This window comes from Colwellia sp. SU-HH01217, assembly GCF_057543495.1.
On record NZ_BAAJLX010000007.1, the window covers coordinates 107,152 to 124,982 of the forward strand.

The window sequence follows — 17,831 nt, forward strand, 5'->3', positions numbered from 1 at the left end:
GTTATTTAGCCTCTTTCAACTGTTCATTTTCGGGTGTTAAGTTTTGCTCAATCCGAATGAGCGTTGGTTGTCCATCTTCAATATGCCAGCTTGGAAAGCTAGAATTGGTAGTATAAACATCTCCATTGGGCGCAATTTCTACATCACGTGTAAAAGAAACGCGCTTAGGTAGTGGATAATGTTGCCATTTGTCTTCTGTAATATTATAACTGTATAAAGCATCTGAGGTATTGCCATTTACCCATACCGTATTTCGAAGTAAATCCACATTTAATGAATAAGGTGATTCGCTTCCCAAAGGATAAACAGGTAAAGGATAATTAGTGAACGATTGTGCTTTAGGATCGTATTTTACAATCATCGATTCTGGAAATGAGGCAATCCATAAGTTGCCATTGGCATCACTTCTTAGGCGACGAGGACCAGCAAAAGGGGTGTCTATCATAGTCACTTCTAATGTTTTAGCGTCTATTTTTCCAATGGAATCTGCGTGCAGGCGCGCAAACCAGACGTCACCATTTGGCGTGATGTCAATACCATAAGGTAGCGGCAAACCTGTTGATTGTTCGTCTATAGAGAACCAGTTTGCTAGCGGTAATCCCCAATCAATTAAGGTGAGAATGACGCCCATTGCCGACACAGTAACGCCTTCACGTGCACTTCTGTTGGGCAAATCGAACATGGTAAATTCTTTACTAACTCGATCAAACATTGCAATTTGGTTAGACAATGCCATGGTAAACCAAACGCGATCTTTATTATCTACACGAATAGTGTGAGGGTAATAACCATCATCCATTGCATGATTGGTAAACTCTTTTGTTGTTGGGTTAAACTCAACAAGGCGCTGTTGATATGAAGTAGTAATAAAAATGTGGCCATCTTTTTTAGATTCAGCCAACGAGTGGATACCAGCAAAAGCTTCATGTTTAGGGAAGGAGCTTAAACGTCTTGCCATTAATCCACCATGTTCGTCAGAAGCTTCACGTTTTAACTTAAATACCTTGTATTCACCATTTTCTGGGTTAATTTCATATAAACGGTCTTGTAAATTATCACCAACATACACCAAACCATTGGAGTGATATAACAAGTCATGCATTTGCGAGAATGCATCACCAATTGGCCACTCGGTAATTTTAGTTTGTTGCAAGTTGTTATCCCAAGGAGTACTTGTTGGAATAACGTCAGGGTTATTGTATAAACGGCCATATTCTTGTGATAGTAACTTAGGCAAGTCTTCCTGCGCTTGGTCATGTAATCGAGAGCCATAACCAATCATGCGGTAAATGATATCTTCCCACGCTTCTTCTGTTCTTGGGCGGCGAAAAAAATGTGAACCTTGTTGATGACAGAATCCACATTGGGTGACATATTTTTGTTTAAGCTTTTCATCATTGTTTAAGTTTAAAGCAGACAACCATGTATTGGCCGGACGTGATTCCGCTAGTGCTAACGGATCCGTAATTAAAGCCATCATGAGTGTTTTATTTTCATTTGCTTTTAATACAAACGTTTGGTCAGCAAAATCAGGTTTTCTTAATCTAACTCTGACACTTTCATTGTTATATTTTTCAAAACTTACCTGACCTTTGTTATTGGTAAATAAAGTGACGCCAGCATCAGAAATATTAGTAATATGTTCTGGTGGGTATCCTTGATCAGAAATATCTAGAGTATGACCTTGAACAGGAACTTGCATCACCATCACATTGGCTAATGGTTGGCCTGATTCATTGGTTACAGTAATTGTTTTTGCTTGCACTGAGCTTGTTAAGGCGATTATGGCTAAGTTAAAAAGTAGGGTTCTCATTTAGGCTTCTCTTTTTTGATAGGCTAAAAACTGCGAAAGCGCTTGAAGGCTGGTAAATCTGGGTTGGTGTTTAAAGGTTGTTTTAAGTTTTTTATTGCTTAATACCGGACGATATTTAATAAATTTGACTTGTTCAGGCCCATACTGCGTTAAACGTAAAGGTTTACCAACAGCGAGTATTGCTTGAATTAACAGAGCAGGTAGGGGCAGATAAGTTTTTTCAAGAATTTGCGCAATTTTTTTAACGGTTAATGTGCCATCACCTGCGATATTAAATTGCCCTGTAATATCGCTTTTTAAACCTTCGATAAGGTAATCAACAACATCCTCTGACCAAATAAAATTAAACGGTCCTGGGTATCCTAAAACACCTGTAATTATCTTTTGCTCAAAAAAATTGACAATAGGGCCTTCAAAATCAGGACCTAATATAGTGCCAGGGCGAAATACTATTTGTTTCAATTCTGGGTGCTTATCACGATAAGTCGCCATAACCTGTTCAACTTCTGCTTTATGAGCAGAATAAAAGTAGTCTTGATTACCTTTGGTTGGGCGATCTTCTGATATTTCATTGATATTTTCAGGGTAGTATCCGTAGGCAGCACCACTGGTAGTAACGATAAACTTTTCAACGCCAAGCTTAATACTTGTTGCTAATAATTTTTCGGTAGCGGTTACATCAACTTTATACGCCATCTCTCGTGTGATACGTGCAGAAATTTGTAAGATTGACGCTAAATGCACAATTTTATTTGGAGAAATTTCTTCAACCCATTGAGTAAACTCAGGAGAGCATAAATCAAAGGCTTGGTAAGCTAACGTAGCCTTACTATTAGTTGATAGTGCGGTAAAAGGGTTAGGCTTAATATCAGTAGCAAAAACAGTCACGTTTTCATTGGTGATAAGCTTTTCTATTAATTTACGACCTAAACTGCCTGCCGCTCCGGTAACAAGTATTTTCATGCTTAATTCTCACCAACTACATTAGAGGTTTCTTTACCCCATTGATTAAAGATAAACGCAATAATTAAGCCTGAGGCTATATGCCATGTGCCCCAAAATGCACAAATTAGTGCCATACCTGCTTGACCATTAAATTGAGTAAAAACAATAGCGATAGCGAGAGAAGAGTTTTGCATGCCCACTTCTATAGTGGTGGCTTTTATATCTCTAATCGTTAGTTTTGCATATTTTCCTGCCAAAAAACCAAGTAGCAAAGCAATCGCGTTATGTATAAGTACGATGGTAAAAATTAGACTTAAATGAGAAAGGAAAGCTTCTTGGTTTCGGTAAATGGCAATAAAAATAAAGGCAAATAAAGCTAAAATACTGCTGTATTTTAAAAGTTTATGTAGCGACTTTGCTAATGACGGCCATTGCTGTTGAATAAACAAACCTAAAAATAACGGTAGTGCAAGTACCCACAGTAAATTTAAAAATAGTGCGGTACTGCTAACATCAATAGCGGTCATTAATGAGGCTGTGTCAGGGTTTACTTGTGACCAAAAAACAAAGTTAATGGGCAACATAACGGTTGCTAGTGCGCTTGAGGCTGCCGTCATTGAAATTGACAGTGCAGTGTTGCCTTTTGATAAATGGGTAACAAAATTTGAAATGGCGCCGCCCGGACAAGAAGCAACAAGAATCATCCCCAACTCAATACCAGCGGGCATATTTAATAATAAGGTTAAACCTGTGGTAACAGCAGGTAAGGCGATAAATTGTGCGCTTAGCCCCGCTAATATCGCTTTAGGCATTTTAGCGATGGCTTTAAAATCTCGCCAATGAATATCAAGAGCAATACCAAGAATCATGCTTGCTAGCACTATGCTGAGCAACCATTGACTATTCGCATTATAATAAATTTGACCTATTTCCATAAACCCGCCATTTTTTTGATTCATTCGACTATAGAGTAGAGTGAAAAGAAAGTAATGACATCAGGTGCCACAATATTGGCGTGCAAAGTTAACGCGGCATAATGCACATTTAATGCGGTTTAATATCCTTTTAAAGCTATCTATCTAAGTTTTAGCAAGTTTACCGTATTGTTATTGCAGTACTTCATTGTTATCACGAAATTGTTTTGGTGTTTGCTGTGTCCAGCGTTTAAATGCGCGCTGAAAAGCACTTTGCTCTGAAAAACCAAGCATTTGTGTAATATAAATGATTTTTGTATTCGTATTGCATAAGTAACTAATTGCTAGCTCTTTTCGGATACTGTCGACAAGTCCGCTAAACGTGAGTTGATGTTCACTGAGTTTTCGTTGCAGTGTACGCACACTCATTTGTAAGTTACTCGCGGCATCTTCTATTTCAGGTACACCAAGTGGTAATTGATTACTAATAAATTGGGTAATTATTTCAACTGGCGACTTTTCAACTAAATTATTAATCATCTTGTTTGCATGCTGACAAAGTAGTTGATGCAATTCAGGATTATATTTAGTCAACGGGGTATTTAAAACCGCTTGAGGAATGGCAATACCGTTAAAATCACTATTAAAAATAACATCACAACCAAAAAAGGTTTGATATTTCTCTGATTGACTTTGGCAGGCATGACTAAAGTAGACGGTTAATGGGCGAACCTTGTTATTGGTTAATCTTTTTGCCATAACAGCCCATCCTGTAATGACTTCCTCAACAATATGATGGCTACAAGGGTAGGCAGGTAGCCACTTTAATACCATAGATTCTTGTTGAAATTCCTGTAAAGGGGTACCAACATTACCTACTAGGGTTTGAAACTTTCGTTGGCACATTAATGCGTCTTTAATCGTTGGCGCTGTGTAAGCAATGTACCCTAGAATTCCCCATCGGTCAGGTTCAATCGCTTGACCAAACTCAAAACCTAACACGCTATTCGTTAATTCTTTTTCCGCCAACTGAAAGAGTAATTCATAGCAATCGGTAGTAATCAATTGGTTAGACTGATTAAGTTGTTGCTCGGTTAAATTAACGTGTGCTAATAAAAATTCGCGGTTTACACCTTGTACGGTTAAGTAGTTCACAAACGACTTTATGGTATCTAATGTTATTTGAGGCATGTTGAACTCTATGTTAATGACTGTTTATGTGTAGTGTATCCATTAAATATTTACCTATTAATTTAATTTTAAATAAGCTTAATGAAGAATATCTAGGTAAATATTGCCGCTACTAAACAATAACTTGCCACGTTCATGTGATTTATTAAATGTATTTTTAGCTTTTGATGTAAATTAATTACAAACCCATACTAATTTTTTACTAACGGCTTAATAATTGCTTTGATTTCATAGCGTCAATTTAACGAAAACCTTAATTAAGAGCTTATTATGATCAATAACATTAATACCTATAGTGGTAATTATGCTTTAAATTCTTCAACGTCAACTTCTAATTCATCAGAGATTGAGGAGATTATAGGCGCTCATAAAAAACAAGTTATCGTAGATGAAACGGCTTCAAACAGTAAAGAAAACTTGTATTTAAGTAGCCGTTCTAAAAAAATAAATGCGCTTAGCACTGAATTCTTCAATAATGGGGCAATGGACTTTAAGAATGTCAATCAACTTAAAGATAGAGCTTACGAGTTAGGACTAATTTCTAAGCAAGATTACGATAGATTAACCGATACTGACGTAACAGAACCGGCTGTTAATATTGAGGAAAATAGTCAAACGTTAGCCAGTTTTTCTGCCAACTTTGTTAGTCGTTTAGAAGCTGTCGATTCTGATGAAATAAAAGCAGACAACGAATCTGATAATGAACCCGATCATAAACCCGAGAGTATTGAAGCATTAAAAAAAGCGCTAACAACAGCGCACGATATCCTTTCCGATATTGATAGCGCCAAAAACAATCCAGAGTTTAAGGACTCATTGTCTTTAGCGTTATCTTCATTGAAAGAAACGATACATGCCGATTCATTTGAAATTCTTCCCATCGATGACAAAGTAGGTATCAGTAAAGTGTACCAAGCTCTTGAAATTATAGATAAAACATCACAAAAACGTATGACTAACGCTAAAGTTGACCGTTATATACAGGTATTATTTGAATAAACTCAAACTTTTGAGATATTTTATTACCATCGCCTTATCTATTGCTGTGTGGTGTTATTCAATTTATAGATTAATCAGGCTTTGATTGGGCATAACAAAAAGGCTTAGTGATGAAATCGCTAAGCCTTTATTTTTTGCTTTTCTGAGTTAAAGAACACGACGATATTACTCAGTGATCAAACTAAGTGATCTAACTCGGTTTTTTTACTAAAAACCACACTGTTTACCTTGGTTTTTATCTTTTAACCAAGTTTGTAATGGTGCAAAGTAGTCTAACACTGCTGTAGCATCCATTTTTTCAGTGCCTGTTAATTCTTTATAGGCTTGTTGCCAAGGCTTACTAGAGCCCATTTCTAACATAGTGTTAAGCGCCGTTCCTGCTTCTTTGCTATTGTAAATTGAACAGCGATGAATAGGGTCGGTATTTCCTGAAATTTCACATAATGCTTTATGAAACTCAAATTGTTGAATGTGTGCTAAAAAGTAACGAGAATATGGAACGCCACCTGGTACATGATATTTTGCCCCTGGATCGAAGGCATTTGCATCACGTGCTACAGGGGCTGTTACGCCTTGATATTTTTCACGTAATTCCCACCATGCACTATTATAGTTTTCTGGTGTTACTTCGCCAGAGTAAACTTTCCAGCGCCATTGATCGACCATTAAACCAAAAGGAATAAAGGCAATTTTCTCTAATGCCATTTTCAATAACAAACCAATATCTTTAGATTCATCAGGAATAGTATCAATTAAGCCAATTTCTTTTAAATATTTAGGTGTCACTGAAAGAGCAATGGTATCACCAATGGCTTCATGGAAACCGTCATTGGCACTATTTTGAAAGTAAACAGGTTGGTCTTTATAAGCGCGTTGATAGAAGTTGTGTCCTAATTCGTGATGAATTACGTTAAATTCTTCACCCGTTTTTTGGATGCACATTTTAATACGAATATCATCTTTTGCGTCTAAGTCCCAAGCCGAAGCATGACAAATAACATCACGATCTTCTGGTTTAGTGAACAAAGAACGTTGCCAAAATGTTTCTGGTAATGCTTCAAAGCCTAATGAAGTAAAAAACGTTTCTGCGCCTTTTACCATTTTTATTTCATCATAACCGTGAGCAGCTAGTTGCTTGGTTACATCGTAACCTGGGTCGGCGTCTTCAGGGGCAACTAAATCATAAATATTTCCCCAAGATTGCGCCCACATATTACCGAGTAAGTGTGCAGGAATCGGTTTGTCTAATGCCACTTTATCTTCGCCGTACTCCTCTGATAATTCACTTCTTACATAACAATGTAGGTCGTCGTATAAGGGTTTAACTTGTCCCCATAAACGATCGAGTTCGCTGGCAAACTCATCTGCGGGCATATCGTAGTTTGAGCGCCACATAGCGCCTAAATCTTTATAGCCTAAGCCTTGAGCGCCTTCATTGCCTAATTCTGCTTGTCGAGTAAACAACGGCTTCATATCGGGGCTAATCGTGCGCCAACCCGTCCACATTTCAAGTAACTCATCGTAGTTACGAGAAGTTGCCATAGTTGATGTCATGTCGCCTAAACTGAGAGTTTCTCCGGTGGATGTTGTGTATGTACCTTTGCCGTACATACCACCTAATTTTGAACCAATATTAGCAAGCTCAGCAGATTTCTTTTTGTCTTGTGGCGCGGGCATCACTAAACTTTGTTTTAATGTGTTTAGTTTTCTACGTTGATCCGCAGATACGTTAACTTGATCATATTTTGCGGCTTCCATTGCAAAACGAACACCTGCCTCTGTTGATTTTTGGCTAGCAGCGGCCGCAAGGGCAGAAGTATCTTCTGTAATAAAGTTAGAATATATCCATTCAGCGCGACTGCCTTCTAAATTTAAAGCAACAATTTCTTTTTCTGTTGCTGATAAAAATGCAGCGGCATCTTCAGCAGTAAGGGATTGGCTTACCGACTTATCTTGAGTTATCGCTTGTTTTGTTGTTTCTTCTTGGTTACATGCCGATAAAGACGTTGTAATAAGTAGCGCAATTGCTGTTAATTTAAATGATGCTGTCATTGAGTCCTTCACTTGTCGGTGATTATTTTTATTAAAAATGGGTGAGCTTAGGGTCTGTTGAACTTTCGAGCTTGTACTTACTTAGAGTAACTAGGCTGCACACTACTCGCCGTGATTAAATCGCTTTTAACTTGAACAAAATTCAACCGTGAAAGATCAACAAACCCTAGTATATTGATTTGTCATTTATGTACAAATATAAAGGATAAAAAAATTGATAGAAAATTTTATCCTTATGTAAATTTGTATAGAAAACGAAACAAATAAAATTTAAATAAAAAAAAGCTCAACCAAAAGGAGTTGAGCTAAAACATGAAGGGAAAAATGAATATTACTAACAAATAATCGCTTTGAAAGTGATATTATCGTATCGAATAAAACAATAATTTACTGTAGTTAATTAGTTGTTAAATAGTAATTATTTGTAATTAATGTGACTGTATTTAATAAATTTCTTCCAAAAAAAAACTCTGGATTGATTGACAGATCAGATCTCAGAGCAGGGAGCATAAAAGCTTCATAATACTAATAAGACGTAATCGCTTAAAAAAAGTTCAAATTAATTTAATTTTTTTACCACCTTTACTGATTTTTAATTTTTCAAAATAAATTTTCGAATTTTAAATTACTATTTATTACTAATTACTCTACCTACACGCCTTTTATTTGTTGACCTTGTTCGATAAAATGCGCTATTTTAAAACGCACGTTTAAACTGTGTGTTCGTTTATCCATTAAATTAAGTATTTTAGTGAAGGCAGTCTGGCAATTATGAGTACAAAAGATAAAATTTTAGATGCGGCAGAGTTGTTCTTTGCTGATAAAGGCTTTAATGGTACATCTTTAAGAGAAATAACCAGCCAAGCTGAAGTTAACTTAGCTGCTGTTAATTATCATTTTGGCTCAAAAAAAGAACTGATAAAAGCGGTAATGTCACGTTATATGAATGAGTTATCGCCAAAGCTAGAATTGTCGCTTATCAATTTGTGCTCACAAGATTCTGATATTAGTCTTGAAGACGTGTTTTTTGCTTTTGTAGATCCTTTACTTTCGTTAAATGAATTTAAAGAAAATGGCACTAGCACATTTTTGCAGTTATTAGGTCGTGGTTATACTGATAGTCAAGGGTTTTTACGTTGGTTTTTAACAACACAATACCCAAATGTTTTTGATAATTTTACTAATGCGGTAAAGAAAGCTTATCCCGAGTTGAGTGCTGAAGAAATGTTTTGGCGTTTGCACTTTACCATGGGAACCATCGTTTTTACCATGTCTTCAAGCGATGCGTTAATTGATATTGCAGCGAGTGATTTTAACCGAGATATTGATATTTCAGGCGTTATTAAACAAGTTATCCCATATGTTGCTGCTGGTGTTGGTGCTCCAATTATTAAAAGTTAGTTACCTGCCACACATAAAGCCATAAATACTCCTTTGTAAATAAGGGGGAATTGGTTACAGTAGCAGCCTTGTTTTCTAAATTTGTGTTGCTATGGGTCCTATAATGCTTGATGTGCAAGGCACATCACTTACTGAAGAAGATAAAGATCTTCTTGAACATCCTCTTGTTGGCGGGTTAATTTTATTTACCCGCAATTATGAATCTCCTGATCAAATCTCCTCGTTAACTCAGTCAATTAAAAAATGCGCTGGCAATGATATTTTAATTGCTGTTGATCACGAAGGTGGTCGTGTACAACGTTTTAGAGAAGGTTTTAGTAAAATCCCTGCAATGGGAAGCCTTCTCGATTTAACTCATCAAAATATTGAAAAGGCTAAAGTTTTATCATATCACTGTGGTGCGTTAATGGCGCTTGAAGTTCAAGCCGTTGGTATTGATATAAGTTTTGCACCTGTGCTTGATATTAATGGTATTAGTGATGTTATCGGTGATCGCGCGTTTCATGCAGAGCCAGAACAAGTCGCACTACTGGCCGCTGCTTTTATCCAAGGAATGAACGCTGCAGGTATGCTAGCAACAGGTAAACATTTTCCAGGTCATGGCAGCGTAAAAGAAGATTCTCATCTTGCTTTACCTTTTGATGGGCGTAGTCAGTCAACCATTTTTGATCATGATTTAGTTCCCTTTAAAAAGTTGATTACTCAGAACGCGTTAGCCGCATTAATGCCTGCTCATGTGATTTTTACTGAAGTGGACGAGCAAGCCGTTGGTTTTTCTTCTTTGTGGTTACAACAAATTCTAAGAAAGGATTTAGGTTTTGAAGGTGTGATTTTCAGCGATGATCTGTCAATGGAAGGAGCAGCTTGTGTTGGCGGTTATATTGAGCGAGCAGAAGCGGCTTTTCAAGCAGGTTGTGACATGTTACTTACTTGTAATAATCGTGCTGGTGCAATCGATGTTATTGATAATGCTAATATTAAAGTAGTACAACAAAGCAGTGAACGTTTGAAGAGGTTATTAAAAACCTCGGATCTAACGTTGAAAAATTTATCTGAACATTCGTTATGGAACACCTCGCGAGATTATATTGAACAAGTTACGAGAGCAAAAGAATAAAAAAATAAAAGGTCTTACTTATGTCACTCACTAGACAACATTTTATTGGCATTGGGCCTTTAATCGCGATGTTGTGTTATTTTTTGCTTACTTATTTGGGCTTAGATATCAAAGCTGCAATTGCTGCAAGTATTACAATATTAACGGTTATTTGGTGGGTCACTGAAGCTATTCCTATCCCTGCTACCTCATTAGTTCCATTCGCTTTATTGCCTTTATTTGGCATTGTTGATCATAAAACTGTCGCTTCTTCTTTAGGTAGTCATGTTATTTTACTATTGATGGGGGCTTTTATGTTGTCAAAAGCATTGGAAAAAAGTGGTGCACACGAACGACTTGCCGTTTATATGGTAAGGATGGTTGGCGTCTCTAGTGGTAGCCGGTTAGTGTTTGGCTTTATGTTAGCAGCTGGGTTTTTAAGTATGTGGATCTCCAACACAGCGACCACCTTAATTATGCTACCTATGGCTTTGGCTATTTTAAGCCATGTTGATAACCCTAAATTAAAAGTTGCTCTTATATTAGGTATTGCTTATGCCTCGAGTGTTGGCGGTATAGGTACACTAATAGGTACGCCACCGAATGTTATTTTTATGGCTATTTATGAAGAACAAACAGGGCGAGAGTTTGGCTTTTTAGCTTGGATGAAAATTGGTGTACCAGCTGTCTTAATTTCGTTGCCTATCATGGCATTATGGTTAACAAGACACGTAAAACTTGAACATGATATTGAAATACCTAAGTTAGGTAACTGGCGAATTGAAGAAAAACGAACATTAATTGTGTTTGGTTTAACGGCACTTGCTTGGATTTTTCGTAACGAACCCTTTGGTGGATGGAGTGGTTTTTTTGATGTATCTATTGCTGGCGACAGTACGGTCGCTTTGTTTGCTGTCGTGGTTATGTTTATTGTTTCAAATGGTAAAGGAGGTAGATTACTTGATTGGTCAACAGCAAAATCAATCCCGTGGGATATGCTACTGTTGTTTGCTGGAGGGATTGCTATCGCCAAAGGGTTTGTTGCTTCAGGTTTAAGTGTTTTATTAGGTGACTGGTTAACTTCTTTAGCTAATTTACCTGTTATTTTAATGATTCTAACTATTTGTTTAGTTGTTACTTATTTAACAGAAATAACCAGTAATACGGCGACAGCGACTCTGCTGATGCCTATTCTAGCCGTTGCCGCAACAGCATCTGGTTACGATCCTATGATATTTATGATTCCTGCTGCTATGTGCGCTAGTTGTGCATTTATGCTACCAGTTGCTACTGCGCCTAATGCAATTGCTTATGGTACAGGTGAAGTAGAAATACAGGAAATGGTAAAAGAGGGGGCTGTATTAAGTTTTCTTATCTCGTGTGTGGTTGGTGTCGTTTGTTTTGCGTTACTCATATAAGATCAGGAAAAAATAAAGTTAACTTGCTAAAGAACCTGAGCTCGGCTTAACAAATATTTCTCTAGCAGTTATTGTTCCTTACTTCTTCGTTAAATTTCTTGCAATAGGCCAGCTATTGACGCGAAATTTGCCTTGAATTAAGAAAAACTATCAAGCTAGAGTGGAGTAAAATAATTATTTACCTATTTTTCAAACTGTTAACTATCTATTAAACCGAGTTCAGGTTAAATAGTAAACAAAAAAAAACCTGCAATTGCAGGTTTTTTGTTTTGTATAACGAGTTTAAAACAATTTACAGCGTCGGCTTAGTAGGACCTGCTGAGCTTCTACTGACTGCATCTGCAGTGATTGCAGCTTTACCCGATACTGCATGTGCTGGTCTGTTTTCAGTCGCGATAAAAGCCGTTGGAATATCATTAATTGTTGATATCGTTTCCGGTTTAGTCATTGCTGCTGAAGCTCTACCCATTTGGCTTGCTTGAGTTGATTTCTTAACTTTTACTTTGCCATTAACTACTTTAGGTTTTGCAACTCTTTTTGCCTTTTTAGGAGCTTCTTCTGTTTTAGTTTCAGCTTCAGTTTCAGCTGGTACTTCTGCTTCAACAGGAGCAGTAGGCGCTTGCTCTACTTTTGTTTCAGCTTTAGGCTCAGCGTTCACTTCTGCATTATTTTCAACAGGAGCGATAGTCGCTTCTTCAGCAGGAACAGCAGGTATTTCTTCTGTGTTAATTTCTGCTTTAGGCTTAACTTCTGCTTTCGCTTGAGTTTCAAGTTCAACAGGAGCTACTGGTGCTTCTTTACCTTCTGTTTTAACTTCAGCTTTAACAGGAGCAGCAGGAACTTCTTCTGCTTTTACTTCAACTTCAACAGGCGCAGTAGGCACTTCTTCTGATTTTGTTTCAGTTTTAGGTTCAGATTTAATTTCAGCAGGCACTTCTGCTTTAGTTTCAACTTCTACTTCAGGCTTAACTGGAGCAGCAGGTGTTTCAGCCACTTCATCAAAAGGTAAGTCTTGCTGAATTTCTTGTTTGGCCGTTTCTTTTACTTGCGCAACTTTTTGTGTATTTTCTTGCTGTACATTCTCTTGTTCTGGGTAACGAGACTCTATAGGATCACTCGTTATCTCAGAAGAAACATTCGCTGAATTATTTTTATCTCCATCGTTGTTGTTGCGACGACGAGATCTTAAATGACGAGGAGAACGGCGATTTCTCGGACGCTCTTCACGTTTCTCTTGCTCAGGTTTATGTGTATTAGCTTCAACCGTATTGCTTGTCTCAGTTACCTTCACTTCTTTGTTTACAGCTTGTTCAGTAACAGGTGCTTGAGTTGAAGACTTAACTGTTTCAACTTTTGCAGCAGGCTTATTGTCATCGTTTAAGCGAACATTTTTTCTGTTATTTCGACGTTGTCGACGAACCGCCACTTTTTCTTCTTTAGGCTGTTGCGCTTTGTTTTCATTCTTATGAACAGGCTTTTTAGGCTTATCGTTACGGTTATTATTCCGGTTATTATTACGAGAATCGTTTTTTGAGTTTGTCTGTGCGTTATTATCTTCTGATTTTTGGCCTTGACCTTGACCAGAACGATTATTACGCTGTGATTGACGTGGTTTACGGTTACGATTACGGTTATCTTGTTGACGTCTTGGGCGTGGTTTATGCTCTTTCTTAACCTCTTCCTTAACTTCTTCTGTTATAAATAATCCTTTCAACCATTGACCAATTGAAGCAATTAACCCTTTTGATTCTGCTTTTTTGGTGACAGGTGCTGCTTTGTCATTTGTGGCTGCTGGTGCTTGTTTGGGCGCACTCATTCCTTGAATGATAGGTTCAACACGTTTAGCTGCTTGAGGGTCAAACTTCGGCATTACCGCTTCTTCAAGCTGTGCTTCTTTAATTGGTACGCTATAACTAGCTTCTACCATAGATTCATCAGCTCTCATACGTACTACTTCATATTGTGGAGTAGACATATGCGGATTAGGTATAATCAATACTTTAACGCTGTGATGTTTTTCTATATGAAATACTGAGCGACGTTTTTCATTTAATAAATAAGTGGCAACAGGTACTGGAACTTGTGCTTGTACTTGTTGAGTATTTTCTTTTATTGCTTCTTCTTCCATTAAACGAAGAATAGATAACGCTAAAGATTCAACACCACGCACTTGGCCTGTACCACTACATCGAGGACAAACACCTTGACTAGTTTCGCCAATAGAAGGGCGAAGACGTTGACGAGACATTTCAAGTAAACCAAAGCGAGAAATACGCCCTAATTGAATACGAGCTCTATCTTGATGTACAGAGTCGCGCATACGGTTTTCAACTTCACGTTGATGGCGCACAGGTGTCATATCGATAAAATCGATCACCACCAAACCACCTAAATCTCGTAAACGTAATTGGCGAGCAATTTCTTCAGCTGCTTCTAGGTTAGTGTTGAAGGCCGTTTCTTCGATATCACTGCCTTTAGTTGCACGAGCAGAGTTAATATCGATTGATGTCATTGCCTCTGTTGGGTCAATAACGATTGAACCACCAGAAGGAAGACGAACTTCACGTTGAAAAGCTGACTCTATTTGGCTTTCAATTTGATAATGGGTAAACATAGGTACGTCATTATCATACAGCTTAATTTTGCTGATAAAGTCGGGGCGTACAATTTCAATATGTTTTTTAACGCTTTCAAATGTTTTAGGGCGATCAATTAGTACTTCACCGATATCGCGACGTAAGTAATCTCGAATGGCACGTAAAATTAAATTGGTTTCTTGGTGAATTAATACAGGAGCATCAGTACTTGCAGCAGCATCAGAAATAGCTTGCCAGTGATGAAGTAAAACACTTAAATCCCACTCTAATTCTTCATAATCTTTACCAACACCAGCAGTTCGAACAATTAACCCCATGCCTTTTGGTAGTGCTAGTTTGCTTAGTGAGGCTTTAAGATCTGAACGCTCATCGCCTTCGATGCGGCGTGAGATACCACCTGCGCGAGGGTTATTTGGCATTAATACTAAATAACTACCGGCTAAACTGATAAAAGTTGTTAAAGCAGCGCCTTTTTGGCCACGTTCTTCTTTATCAATTTGTACAATAACTTCTTGGCCTTCCTTTAACACTTCTTTAATGTTTGGACGACCTTGGAATGTATAACCTTTAGGAAAGTATTCGCGAGCGATTTCTTTCATTGGTAAGAAACCGTGACGCTCAGCACCGTAATCAACAAAAGCGGCTTCTAAAGACGGCTCTATACGGGTGATTTTAGCTTTATAGATATTCGATTTTTTTTGTTCGTGACCTGGACTTTCGATATCTAAATCATAAAGTTTTTGACCATCAACAAGTGCTACACGCAATTCTTCTGATTGGGTAGCGTTTATTAACATACGTTTCATAGTTTGTGCGACTCATATTTTAGTCACAACACACTTTGCTTAGTACACAAAGCAATCTCTAGCTATGGTAACAGCAATTTGTCAGCCTCACGGATGTCAATCTTAACGTACCAGTAATGCACGATAAGCTGTTATAAATTTTGATTGTTTTTCTTAACTATAATGCGTTTTATTAGTGCGTTATAGTGAATTTGTTTCTTTATGTGCTCAGCTGTTGTGCTGTGCAATACTTATTAAATAAACACATGAATTGAAAATAGGTGACACGTTTTTATGTCTACTTTTTACTAAATTCAACAGTTATTTGTTAGTTAATATTTATTTAATAAGTGTAATTACAAAATTGCTTTATGGTGCTGGGCAAACTGTTTATGCGTTATTATTGACAAGTTACATACATCAATTATTGCAATAGGCCGTACCAAAAATATGTCACGAAGGTTTTAACTAGCTATTTTGTATAGCGTAAAACTAGATTTGTGCATATTAAGTGGCCGCAGTTCGTCTCTTACGTCTCTCTTTAAAGCTTCCTCTTTTTTCTTTTACTATTGCAAATGCATAAAGCAATAGCCGCAACATTATCCCACTAAATCAGGAGATAAGCTAATGAAAATATAGTTTTCTTTACTTAAAAAGGTAAATAAAAGGTAATTAAAGTCAAATTAAAGTGTGGTAAACTGTTTTATCGATAAAAAAGTCATAAAAAGCCCCAACTAGGCCCAATATAATGTCGCAAAACAAGCCTCAAAAAAAATCCCATGCTAAATCTACTGTTAAGTTTAAAAAAAATAAAACAGGAAATACTAGCAGTAGCGTTAAATCTAATGCGCAAGGTCGTTCGAATTCAAAACCAAGAACGGGAATTCAAGATAAGCGCAGTCAGTTTAAAAACGCTAAGGCAGATGACGTTGCAAGTAATGCTAAAGTGAACAAATCAAAGGAGAAACAAGCTCCCGAAGACAAGTCCACAGGTAAGGTTGAAGAGAAGCCTCAAGTAAAATATTTCACTATTGATAGTGAAGATGCAGGCCAGAGAATTGATAATTTTTTATTGAGAACATTAAAAGGTGTACCTAAAAGTCATTTATATCGTTTAATGAGAAAAGGTGAAATTCGCGTTAATAAAAAAAGAATAAAACCTATTTATAAGCTACTTAATGAAGATGTTGTTCGTGTAGCACCCATTCGTATTTCTGAAAAAACTGATGAAGTTTCAACAGGGTTAAATATAGTCGCTAATTTAGAAAAACAAATTTTGTTTGAAGATGAGCGTTTAATTGTCATTAGTAAACCTTCAGGTATGGCTGTTCATGGTGGCAGTGGTTTGAGCTTTGGTTTAATTGAAGCATTAAGAGCCTTAAGGCCTGATGCACGAATGTTAGAGTTAGTTCACCGGTTAGACAGGGATACTTCGGGCTGTTTAGTGGTCGCTAAAAAGCGCTCAGCATTGCGTCACCTTCACGAGCAGTTACGTAGTAAAAACGTACAAAAATATTACCATGCTCTTGTCAAAGGTCGTTGGCCGGCAAAGTTAACGAAAGTGACGGAAGGGTTAAGGAAGAATGATTTAAAATCAGGTGAGCGTGTTGTTGTCGCAGATAATATAAACGGTAAAGAGTCTGAGACTCGCTTTAAAATTATTCAAAACTATGAGAATGCAACGTTAGTCAGAGCATTTCCTGTAACCGGACGTACACATCAAATTAGGGTTCACTGCCAAGTCAAGGGGCATGCCATTGCTTGCGATCCTAAGTATGGCTTTGAAGAATTTGATAGCGAAATGAAAGAAAAAGGCTTAAAGCGTTTGTTTTTACATGCTGCGAGTATTGAATTTACTCATCCGTTATCTGAAGAGCGAATAAAAATTGAAGCTCCACTAGAGCCATCGTTAGAGAAACTATTAAAAAGGTTAACCAAAAGTGCATAATTATAAGCTCGTGATTTTTGATTGGGACGGTACTTTAATGGACTCTGTCGCTTGTATTGTCTCATCAATGCAAGCCACTGCTAAGTTGATGAATATAGAACCACCTACTTTTGAACAAGCGAAACAAATTATTGGGTTAAGCTTGCCTAAGGCAATGCGGGTTTTATTTCCTCAATGTGATAGCGAGCAAGAAGCACTATTAGTAAAGCACTATAAGCATCATTTTTTGACAGTGAATACTACCGCTACACCAATGTTTGACAATGCTGTTAACTTATTGTCTGACTTAAAAAGTAATAATAAGTTATTAGCAGTTGCTACAGGTAAGGCTAGGGAAGGTTTGCAACGCGTGTGGCAGCTAAGTGATACCGCTCATTTTTTTCATGCCTCTCGGTGTGCAGATGAAAGTATCTCTAAACCAGATCCTGACATGATTAATAGTTTACTTGCGCAGCTTAATATTCAAACCCATGAAGCTGTTATGATTGGCGACACCTGTTTTGATATGGAAATGGCTCAACGTGCTGGGGTTGATCGCATAGGCGTAACTTTTGGTGTTCACGATCATAGTATATTGTCGCAGTACCAACCTCGCGCTATTGTCGACTCGTTAGCTGAATTACACCAGTTACTTATAAAATAACGAGCCGTTAAAAAAGTGGTTAAAATAGT

The 17,831-nt window shown here is 37.4% G+C and carries 12 protein-coding genes; 6 read left to right on the forward strand and 6 right to left on the reverse strand.

Translation table 11 applies throughout. The features are described from left to right. Nucleotide 1 precedes the first annotated feature (1 nt). The 4 genes from AC27G3_RS10795 to AC27G3_RS10810 all read right to left on the reverse strand — a co-directional run bounded on the left by AC27G3_RS10795 (nucleotide 2) and on the right by AC27G3_RS10810 (nucleotide 4,863). A complete protein-coding gene (locus tag AC27G3_RS10795) occupies nucleotides 2–1,813 on the reverse strand; it encodes a Vgb family protein (protein WP_487121438.1) in 1,812 nt (603 codons plus the stop codon). After that, nucleotides 1,814–2,776, reverse strand: a complete 963-nt coding sequence (locus AC27G3_RS10800; RefSeq protein WP_487121440.1) for an NAD-dependent epimerase/dehydratase family protein — start codon at nucleotides 2,774–2,776, stop codon at nucleotides 1,814–1,816. Between the two features lie 2 nt (nucleotides 2,777–2,778). After that, complete coding sequence (locus tag AC27G3_RS10805; RefSeq protein WP_487121442.1) at nucleotides 2,779–3,693, reverse strand: bile acid:sodium symporter family protein; 915 nt, start codon at nucleotides 3,691–3,693, stop codon at nucleotides 2,779–2,781. Between the two features lie 171 nt (nucleotides 3,694–3,864). Then, nucleotides 3,865–4,863: an AraC family transcriptional regulator gene (locus AC27G3_RS10810; RefSeq protein WP_487121444.1), complete on the reverse strand. Its 999-nt coding sequence runs from the start codon at nucleotides 4,861–4,863 to the stop codon at nucleotides 3,865–3,867. A gap of 270 nt (nucleotides 4,864–5,133) precedes the next feature. On the opposite strand from AC27G3_RS10810, the gene AC27G3_RS10815 reads away from it, so the two are divergent. After that, nucleotides 5,134–5,862, forward strand: coding sequence for a hypothetical protein (locus AC27G3_RS10815; protein ID WP_487121446.1), 729 nt, complete (start codon nucleotides 5,134–5,136; stop codon nucleotides 5,860–5,862). 207 nt (nucleotides 5,863–6,069) lie between these two features. On the opposite strand, the gene AC27G3_RS10820 is transcribed toward AC27G3_RS10815, so the two are convergent. Next, entirely contained in the window at nucleotides 6,070–7,914 is a 1,845-nt protein-coding gene (locus AC27G3_RS10820) for a M2 family metallopeptidase (RefSeq protein WP_487121448.1), read from the reverse strand. 771 nt (nucleotides 7,915–8,685) lie between these two features. Between AC27G3_RS10820 and psrA the strand changes: the two genes are divergently transcribed. From psrA to AC27G3_RS10835, 3 genes are all read left to right on the forward strand, one after another. After that, nucleotides 8,686–9,315, forward strand: coding sequence for a TetR family transcriptional repressor PsrA (psrA, locus tag AC27G3_RS10825; protein WP_487121450.1), 630 nt, complete (start codon nucleotides 8,686–8,688; stop codon nucleotides 9,313–9,315). A 91-nt stretch (nucleotides 9,316–9,406) separates the two neighbouring features. After that, nucleotides 9,407–10,432, forward strand: a complete 1,026-nt coding sequence (nagZ, locus tag AC27G3_RS10830; protein ID WP_487121452.1) for a beta-N-acetylhexosaminidase — start codon at nucleotides 9,407–9,409, stop codon at nucleotides 10,430–10,432. Nucleotides 10,433–10,452: 20 nt separating this feature from the next. Continuing rightward, nucleotides 10,453–11,829: an SLC13 family permease gene (locus tag AC27G3_RS10835; protein WP_487121454.1), complete on the forward strand. Its 1,377-nt coding sequence runs from the start codon at nucleotides 10,453–10,455 to the stop codon at nucleotides 11,827–11,829. 292 nt (nucleotides 11,830–12,121) lie between these two features. Here AC27G3_RS10835 and rne read toward each other — a convergent pair whose 3' ends face one another. Then, nucleotides 12,122–15,232 carry a ribonuclease E gene (gene rne / locus AC27G3_RS10840; RefSeq protein ID WP_487121456.1) on the reverse strand — a complete coding sequence of 1,037 codons (3,111 nt, stop codon included), beginning with the start codon at nucleotides 15,230–15,232 and terminating at the stop codon, nucleotides 12,122–12,124. A gap of 925 nt (nucleotides 15,233–16,157) precedes the next feature. Here rne and rluC point away from each other — a divergent pair. Both rluC and AC27G3_RS10850 read left to right on the forward strand, forming a co-directional pair. Then, on the forward strand, nucleotides 16,158–17,159 hold the full coding sequence (gene rluC / locus AC27G3_RS10845; RefSeq protein ID WP_487121546.1) for a 23S rRNA pseudouridine(955/2504/2580) synthase RluC: 1,002 nt from the start codon (nucleotides 16,158–16,160) through the stop codon (nucleotides 17,157–17,159). Next, complete coding sequence (locus tag AC27G3_RS10850) at nucleotides 17,152–17,802, forward strand: HAD family hydrolase (RefSeq protein WP_487121458.1); 651 nt, start codon at nucleotides 17,152–17,154, stop codon at nucleotides 17,800–17,802. The genes rluC and AC27G3_RS10850 overlap by 8 nt, the downstream gene beginning before the upstream one ends. The last annotated feature ends 29 nt before the right edge of the window (nucleotides 17,803–17,831 follow it).